Raw genomic sequence first — 8649 nt, 5'->3', positions numbered from 1 at the left:
CCCCGAGCGCCGCCGCCCCCTGCGCGCGGCCACCCTGCGCGCCGCGGTGGTGGAGGTGACGACCAACCGCCGGGTGATGACGGTGGTGGCGACCCTCAGCCTCGGGTTCGGGCAGATGTTCATCTTCCTGTCCACTGCGCCGCAGGTGTTCGCGGATGTCTTTGACCGGCAGGACAGCTTTCCGTTCTGGTTCGCGGGCGTGGCGATGGTCGCGGGGCTGTCGGGGATCGTGAACGCATCGCTGGTGATGCAGCTGGGGATGCGGCGGCTGGCGGTGGCGGCCTTTGCGATGCAATGCGTGGTGTCGGTGGTGTTCCTCGTGCAGTGGCTGGCGTTCCCCCTGCCCGAGCCATGGGGGTTCGCCGCGTTCTTTGCCTACATGTGTGCGGCGTTCTTCATGGTGGGGCTGACCTTCGGCAACCTGAACGCGCTGGCGATGGAGCCGATGGGGCATATCGCGGGGCTGGCGGCGGCGGTGATCGGGTCGCTGTCGACCATTGGCGCGGTGCTGATCGCGGTGCCGGTGGGGCAGCTCTATGACGGCACACCGGTGCCGCTGGTGGCGGGTGTCGCGCTGTGCTCGGGGCTGGCGTTCCTGCTGCTGCGCACCGTCTCCGAAAGCTACACCCCCGCCACGCCCTGAGGCGGGCGGGGGCGCGCGCTCACTCGGCCGCGAGGTCGCTGGCCGGCGCGATCAGAGGCGCGATGTCCCACACCTCCGCCATGTAGCCCCGGATCGTGCGATCCGACGAGAACCACCCCGAACGCGCCGTGTTCAGCGCCGCCATGCGCATCCATCCCGCCGGGTCGCGGAACGCCGCATCCACCCGCCGCTGGGCGTCCCAGTAGCCGTCGAAGTCCGAGCAGACGACGAAGAAGTCATGGTGGCGCAGGTTGTCCACCACCCCGCGATAGCGGTCCGTGTCACCGTCCGAAAACACCCCCGACGCGACCTGTTCCAGCGCCTGCGCCAGACGCGGGCTTGCGTCGATGGCCTGGGCGGCGTGCCCCTCCACCGTGCGGCGGGCGACGACCTCGGGGGCGGTCATGCCGAACAGGAAGAAGTTCTCGGCCCCCACGCGCTCGCGGATCTCCACGTTGGCGCCGTCGAGCGTGCCGATGGTGGGCGCGCCGTTCATGGCGAACTTCATGTTGCCGGTGCCCGAGGCCTCCTTGCCGGCGGTGGAGATCTGTTCCGACAGATCGGCCGCCGGGATCAGCCGCTCGGCCATGGTGACGTTGTAGTTGGGCGGATAAACCACCTGCAGCCAGTCGCGCGTCACCGGATCGGCGTTGATCACCCGGCCAACGTCGTTGATCAGGTGGATGATCTCTTTCGCCAGCACATAGCCGGGTGCGGCCTTGCCGCCGAAGATCTTGACCCGGGGGGTCCACTCGCCGTTGGGGTCCTCGCGGATCGCGTTCCACAGCGCGATCGTCTCCAGGATGTTCATGTGCTGGCGCTTGTATTCGTGGATGCGCTTGATCTGGATGTCGAACATCGCCGCCGGGTTGACGGTCACGCCCTGCGTCTCGCGCAGCCAGCGCGCAAGCGCCTCCTTGTTGGTGCGCTTGGCGGCGGCGTAGGCGTCCATGAAGCCCGCGTCGTCCACATGCGGCTCCAGCTCCGACAGCCGCTCCAGGTCCGAGACCCAGCGCGGGCCGATGGTGTCGCCCACCAGCTTGCGCAGCGCGGGGTTCGCGGCCACGATCCAGCGGCGCGGCGTCACGCCGTTGGTCTGGTTGACGATCCGGTCGGGGTGCAGGCGGTGCAGCTCCGCGAAGACGGTGTCCTTGACCAGATCGGTGTGCAGCGCCGACACGCCGTTGACCTTGTGGGCCATGATGAAGCTCAGCTCGCCCATGTTGACGTTGCCGTCGCTGAGGATGTGGGCGTTGCGGTGGGGGTGGGCGCGGGCGTGGCCCTCGTCGATGCGGCCGATGATCTCCAGGTGGCGCGGCAGCACGCGGTCCATCAGCCATTCGGGCCAGCGCTCCAGCGCCTCGGGCATCAGCGTGTGGTTGGTGTAGCCGAGGCACCCGCGCGCGGTATCCTCGGCCGTGTCGAAGTCCATCCCGTGTTCGTCGTGCAGCAGGCGGATCAGCTCCGGCCCCGCGATCGCCGGATGGGTATCGTTGAGCTGGATCGCCACATGGCGCGGCAGCGCCGCCAGATCCTCATGCTCGCCGCAGAACCGACGCAGGATGTCGCGCAGGCTCGCGGCGGTGAAGAAATACTCCTGCCGCAGGCGCAGCTCCTTGCCCGCATCCGAGGTGTCGTCGGGATAGAGCACGCGGGAAATGGTGCGCGCCAGCGCCTCGGGCGCGGTGGCGCCCATGTAGTCGCCGCGGTTGAACGCCGCGAGGTCGAAGCCGTGCACCGCCTCCGCCCCCCACAGCCGCAGGGTGTTGGCCCAGCGCCCGCGCCAGCCGATGACCGGAGTGTCGTGGGCCTTGGCCAGCACCTGCTCGTCCGGCTCCCACACCCGGCGGCCGTCGTGATCGCGCACATGGCCGCCAAAGGCGATGCCGTACATCACCTCGGGGCGCTCGAACTCCCAGGCGTGCTTCTGGCGCAGCCACTCCTCGGGCTCCTCGATCTGGACGCCGTCCTCGAATCGCTGCTGGAACAGGCCATGCTCGTAGCGGATGCCGTAGCCGTGGCCCGGGCAGCCCAGCGTCGACATCGAATCGAGGAAACACGCCGCCAGCCGCCCCAGCCCCCCGTTGCCCAGCGCCGCATCGGGTTCGTTCGCCAGCACCGTGGCGAAGTCGAAGCCGCAGCTTTCGCAGACCGCGCGCGCCTCGTCCATCAGGCCGAGGTTGACGATCGCGTCCTCCAGCAGGCGGCCGATCAGGAACTCCATCGACAGGTAGTAGACCCGCTTGCCACGCGCGGCATAGGCCGCCCGCGTGGAGGCGAACCACGGCGTGATGATGCGGTCGCGCACCGCCAGCGACAGCGCCATGCGGACGTCATAGACATGGGCATGGGGCAGATCCTTGCCCAGCGAGAATTCGAGATGGCGCAGCGTGTCGCTGCGCAGGTCTGCATGCGTCATCGGCTCATGTGTCCCCGGTTTCGCCCGGCAGGCGGTTTCTCCCCGACATGATCGTGCGACCGGCCGGGGTTTCAACCCCTGCGGCGCCCACCCGGCCGTGGGGCGGTCCTGAAGACCTTGAAATGCCGCCGATGGCAACCCCCGTGCCCAAGCGGCGGGCGGCGTGGCGTTGCGGCATGGCGAACACGCCGCAGGGATTCGTCCGCCGGCCGCCCCCGTCAAGCGCGTTGTTCGGTTGCGCCGACGCGCGCCCAGCGGATAGCGTGGGCCGACGAGTCGATGAACCACCTGGGGAGGACAGCGCAACACCCGGACCCACCCATCGGACGGGGCCTGCCAGCCCCACGCGGCCCCCGCCGCCGGTCCGATAACGCGCACGGGTCACGGCCTGCTACGGGTCATGGCCTGCACGGGTCACGGCACGCATGGGGCACTGGCCCCACGTGGGCACGGGTGTGTCGGCCGCCACGGCGGCCGGGCGCGGCATGTCCGCAGAACCAAGGGAAACAGCCCGCGGCGCAGGCCACGGGAGACGGCGGCAGTGGCCGGTGGCATGGCCCCCTTGCGGGGGCTGTCACAGGGTTTCTGTCGGGTCGGCCGGGCGTGCCCGGTCACGAAACCGGTCCGTGCGGGTCCCGCCGGACAAGACGCAAGAAGCACGGAGCGGCGCAGGCGATGGGCAAGATCGGGCAGGACTTGGAGCTTCAGGCAATGTGGACCGAGGCCTGCACCGGCTTGCGCGACCGGATCGGACGCAACAACTTCGTCACCTGGATCGAGCCGTTGCAGCTGCGCGGCGTGACCGACGGGGTGCTGCGATTCTCGGTGCCCACGCGGTTCCTTGGCGATTGGGTCGTGCGGCATTTCGCCGAGGCGATCGTGCAGGAATGCGTCCGGGCCGGGGCGCAGGTCACGCGGCTGGATGTGGCGCTGGCGCGCCCGCGCACCGATGCCGACGGCGCCCCGATGGCCCGCGCCACTCCGGCCCCCCGCGCCGGCACCGGGGACGGCCCCGGCGCGCAGGTCGACATCGGCCCCGATACCCCCCCCGAGGCCGAGGCCGACCTGCCCAGCGGCCCCCTCGACCCGCGCTTCACCTTTGACAATTTCGTGGTGGGCAAGCCCAACGAGTTGGCCCACGCCGCCGCCCGCCGCGTGGCCGAGGGCGGCGCGATCACCTTCAATCCGCTGTTCCTCTATGGCGGCGTGGGGCTGGGCAAGACCCACCTGATGCACGCCATCGCCTGGGAGTTGCGCCGCCAGCAACCGGGGCTGCGGGTGCTGTATGTCTCGGCCGAGCAGTTCATGTACCGATTCGTCGATGCGCTGCGCAACAAGCAGATCATGGACTTCAAGCAGCTGTTCCGCTCGGTCGATGTGCTGATGGTGGACGATGTGCAATTCATCGCCGGCAAGGAAAGCACCCAGGAGGAATTCTTCCACACCTTCAACGCGCTGGTGGACCAGCGCAAGCAGATCGTGATTTCCGCCGACCGCGCGCCCGGAGAGATCAAGGACCTGGAGGACCGCATCACCTCGCGGCTACAATGGGGCCTCGTGGTGGACCTGCATCCGACGGATTACGAGCTGCGCCTGGGGATTCTCCAGACCAAGCTGGAGGCGTTCCGCGCCCAGGACCCCAATGTGGTCGTGGCGCCCGATGTGCTGGAGTTCCTCGCCCACAAGATCACCACCAACGTCCGGGTGCTGGAGGGGGCGCTGACACGGCTGCACGCCTTTGCCTCGCTGGTGGGGCGCGAGATCACGCTGGAGCTGGCGCAGGACTGCCTGGCGGATATCCTGCGCGTCTCCGAACGCCGCGTCACGATCGAGGAGATCCAGCGCAAGGTCGCCGAGCACTACAACATCCGCCTGTCGGACATGATCGGGCCGAAGCGCGTGCGCACGCTGGCCCGTCCCCGGCAGGTGGCGATGTACCTGTCCAAGGAGCTGACGGCCAAGTCCCTGCCCGACATCGGCCGGCGCTTCGGCGGGCGCGATCACACCACGATCATCCACGGCGTCCGCAAGGTCGAGGAGCTGGTCGCCGCCGATCCCCAGCTGGCCGAGGACCTGCGCCTGCTGCGCCGCCTGCTGTCGAGCTGAGCGGGGCTCAGACCACCGCCCGCTCGGGGAACGCGCGCCCCTCCAGCACCCGCGCGACGCCCAGCGGCGACAGGTCCAGCGTGCGGTAGGCGCCGGTCAGCAGCACCTCGGCCAGGCCGCGGCCCATCGCGGGGGCCTGCTGCAACCCGTGGCCCGAAAACCCCGACAGCACATGCAGCCCCGCAAGCTGCGGATGCGGCCCCACGATGGCATTCTGGTCCAGCGTGTTGAAGTCATACAGCCCGGCCCAGGCGCGCAGCACCTTCACGGCGGCGAATTCGGGCGCGCGCGCCCAGATACGGGGCCAGACGACGTCCTCGAACTCCTCCAGGCGGGGTTCGAAGTCGTCGGGATCGGTGGCGGGATCGTCGGTCGGGACGGTGGCGCACAGCCAGTGCCGCCCCTCGGGGCGCAGATAAAAACCGGTGTGATCGACCAGAAGCGGCGCGTCCGGATGGCGCGCATCGGGGGCATCGATCAGGAACACCGTGCGCTTGCGCGGCTCCACCGGCCAGGGGTGGCCCGCGCCCGCCATCAGCCCCGCCGCGCGCGTGCCCGCCGCCAGCACCACCGCGCCCGCCGCCAGCGTGGTGCCACAGGCCAGCCGCACACCGGTCACACGCGCACCGTCACGGTGCAACGCGGCGACCTCGGCCCGGCGCCACACCGCCCCCTGCGCACGCGCCGCGTCGCGAAAGCCCGACAGAAGGCCCATGTTGTCGAACCACCCCTCGCCCCGCGGCCCGAAGCTGCCGAGGATCACATCCTCCAGCGCCAGCCACGGAAACCGCGCCGCCAGCGCAGGGGGGGCCAGAAGCTCGGTCGCCGCGCCCGCGGCATGCTGCACGGCAACGGCGGCCCGCATCGCCGCGGCCGCCGCCGTGGTCCCGGCCAGGAACAGATACCCGTTTTCGCGCAATCCCAGATCCGGCGCGCCCGGCCCGGCCAGGGCGGCGAAATCACGGATCACCTCCAGCCCGAACCCCGAGATCGCCACGTTCAGCGGGTTGGAGAACTGCTGCCGGATCGAGGCGACCGACAACGCCGTGGCCGCGCGCGCATGGGTCGGGTCACGCTCCAGCACGATGACGCGCAGGCCGGGCTGCATCCGCGTCAACCAGAACGCCGCCGCGGCCCCCATGACCCCGCCGCCCACAATTGCCACATCGACCGCCATCGCCACCCCCCGTCGCCGCCAACCCAGCTAGCGCAGCGGTCCGTGGCAGGACAAGGGGGCGCCCGTCGCGCGGTGAAGCCGCGCCGACATACGCAACGGGCCGCGGCGGAGATAATCCGCCGCGGCCCGCGCGCTTTACGCCATCTTCATTCGCTGCGCCGAGGATGCAAGGCGTCACCGCGTGTGTTGGGTGACGCGGGACGGTTGCGGGCAATTGGTGCGCCCGGGGCCGTCCCAACCCCTGGACACCGAAGCGCTGCATCCAGGCCGCTCCGGCATGCACGGCGGGGCTGCCCCCGCCGTGCGCGGTGCGTCAGCCGTTCAGCTTGGCGACCTCGGCGGCGAAGTCCTCGGTCGGCTTCTCGATGCCCTCGCCCACGGCCAGCCGCACGAAGCCCGTGATCTCCACGCCGGCCTCGGCGGCGGCCTCGGCCACGGTCTGGTCGGGGTTGATCACGAACTTCTGGCCCAGAAGCGTGACCTCCTCGAAGTACTTCTTCATCCGGCCGACGATCATCTTCTCGATCACCGAATCGGGCTTGCCGCTTTCGCGGGCCTGCTCGGTCAGCACGGACTTCTCGCGCTCCACCAGTGCGGGGTCGAGATCGTCCTCGCCGAGGCTGGCGGGGTTGGTGGCGGCGACGTGCATCGCGACCTGCTTGCCGAAGCTTGCGACGGTGGCGGCGTCACCGCCCTTGATGGCGACCAGAACGCCGATCTTGCCCATGCCTTCGGCGGCGGCGTTGTGGACATAGGCGGCGACGCCCTCACCCTCCAGCACGGCCATGCGGCGCAGGGTCATGTTCTCGCCGATCTTGGCGATGGCTTCGGCGATGTGGGTCTCGATCGTCTTGCCGCCCACGTCGGCGGCCTTCAGCGCGTCCACGTCCGACGCGCCCAGCGCCGCGGTCGAGATCGCCGACACCAGGCCCTGGAACTCGGCGTTCTTGGCGACGAAGTCGGTTTCGGAGTTCAGCTCGATCAGGACGCCGCGCCCCCCGTCGACGGCCATCCCGACCAGGCCCTCGGCGGCGGTGCGCCCGGATTTCTTGGCGGCCTTGGCCAGGCCCTTGGTGCGCAGCCAGTCGACCGCGGCCTCCATGTTGCCGTCGTTTTCGGTCAGGGCCTTCTTGGCGTCCATCATCCCGGCGCCGGTGGCGTCGCGCAATTCCTTGACCATGCTGGCGGTAATAGCCATGGCTTGGGTTCTCCTGATGTAAGTGGATCGGGCGGACCTGTGGCCCGCCCCGTCAGATCATGTGCTCGCGCGGGCGGCACCCCCGGCCGGGGGTGCGCCGGGCTCAGCCCTCGGCCTTGGGCGCCTCGGCGGCGGGTTCGGCCTCGGCGAGGAGTTCCTCGACGGGGGCCTCCTCCAGCGCACCGAGGTCGACGCCGGCAGCCCCCATCTGTGCCGTCATGCCGTCCAGCGCCGCGCGCGAAACGAGGTCGCAGTACAGCGCAATCGCACGGGCCGCGTCATCGTTGCCGGGGATGATGTAGTCGATCCCCTCGGGGGCGCAGTTGGTGTCGACCACGGCCACGACCGGGATGCCCAGCTTGCGCGCCTCGAGCACCGCGAGGTCCTCCTTGCCGACGTCGATGACGAACAGCAGGTCCGGCACGCCGCCCATGTCGCGGATGCCGCCGAGGCTGGCCTGCAGCTTGTCGCGCTCGCGCTCCATGCCGAGGCGCTCTTTCTTGGTCAGGCCCTCGGCGCCGCTGTCCAGACGCTCGTCCAGCGCCTTGAGGCGCGCGATCGACTGGCTCACGGTCTTCCAGTTGGTCAGCGTGCCGCCCAGCCAGCGGTGGTTCATGTAGTACTGCGCCGATTTCTCGGCGGCTTCGGCGACGGCCTTGGCGGCCTGGCGCTTGGTGCCGACAAAGAGGATGCGGCCGCCCTTGGCGACGGTCTCGCGGACCACGTTGAGGGCCGCGTCCAGCATCGGGACCGTCTGGGTCAGGTCGAGGATATGGATGCCGTTGCGTTCGCCATAGATGTACTGGCCCATGCGCGGGTTCCAGCGCTGGGTCTGGTGGCCGTAGTGAACGCCAGCTTCGAGAAGCTGACGCAGGTTGAAGTCGGGAAGCGCCATGAAACTGTCCTTTTCCGGTTTGCGCCGCGGCGGGGCCTGAGGGCTGCCGCCCAACCGGTGGACCGCGTGGGAGCGCTGCGCGCCACCCCAGCGGCCCTGCGCCCCGCCTGTGAAGTGTTCGGGCCGTTACCGGCTTTGGCGGGGGTTGGCAAGGGAAAAGCCCGCGCAGCGCCGCCGGGACCAGCCCGCCCCGGCGCACGACAGGCCGGGG

6 protein-coding genes are annotated in these 8649 nt (G+C 70.0%); 2 read left to right on the top strand and 4 right to left on the bottom strand.

The features are described 5' to 3' along the window. A partial coding sequence (locus tag CCR87_RS04670; protein WP_476748498.1) for an MFS transporter occupies nucleotides 1–643 on the top strand: 643 nt, incomplete at its 5' end. Nucleotides 644–662: 19 nt separating this feature from the next. On the opposite strand, the gene CCR87_RS04665 is transcribed toward CCR87_RS04670, so the two are convergent. Beyond that, a complete protein-coding gene (locus tag CCR87_RS04665; RefSeq protein WP_201156406.1) occupies nucleotides 663–3062 on the bottom strand; it encodes a glycogen/starch/alpha-glucan phosphorylase in 2400 nt (799 codons plus the stop codon). 711 nt (nucleotides 3063–3773) lie between these two features. On the opposite strand from CCR87_RS04665, the gene dnaA reads away from it, so the two are divergent. Next, nucleotides 3774–5168 carry a chromosomal replication initiator protein DnaA gene (gene dnaA, locus CCR87_RS04660; protein ID WP_242511859.1) on the top strand — a complete coding sequence of 465 codons (1395 nt, stop codon included), beginning with the start codon at nucleotides 3774–3776 and terminating at the stop codon, nucleotides 5166–5168. Nucleotides 5169–5175: 7 nt separating this feature from the next. Here dnaA and CCR87_RS04655 read toward each other — a convergent pair whose 3' ends face one another. From CCR87_RS04655 to rpsB, 3 genes are all read right to left on the bottom strand, one after another. Further along, nucleotides 5176–6345 carry an NAD(P)/FAD-dependent oxidoreductase gene (locus CCR87_RS04655; protein ID WP_201156404.1) on the bottom strand — a complete coding sequence of 390 codons (1170 nt, stop codon included), beginning with the start codon at nucleotides 6343–6345 and terminating at the stop codon, nucleotides 5176–5178. Between the two features lie 313 nt (nucleotides 6346–6658). Beyond that, nucleotides 6659–7543: a translation elongation factor Ts gene (tsf, locus tag CCR87_RS04650; RefSeq protein WP_201156403.1), complete on the bottom strand. Its 885-nt coding sequence runs from the start codon at nucleotides 7541–7543 to the stop codon at nucleotides 6659–6661. A 103-nt stretch (nucleotides 7544–7646) separates the two neighbouring features. Further along, complete coding sequence (gene rpsB / locus CCR87_RS04645; protein WP_201156402.1) at nucleotides 7647–8438, bottom strand: 30S ribosomal protein S2; 792 nt, start codon at nucleotides 8436–8438, stop codon at nucleotides 7647–7649. Nucleotides 8439–8649: the final 211 nt, after the last annotated feature.

The sequence above is a fragment of the Rhodobaculum claviforme genome, from assembly GCF_016653255.1.
Taxonomy (GTDB): Bacteria; Pseudomonadota; Alphaproteobacteria; order Rhodobacterales; family Rhodobacteraceae; genus Rhodobaculum; species Rhodobaculum claviforme.
This window is presented reverse-complemented; position numbering and strand designations above follow the sequence as displayed.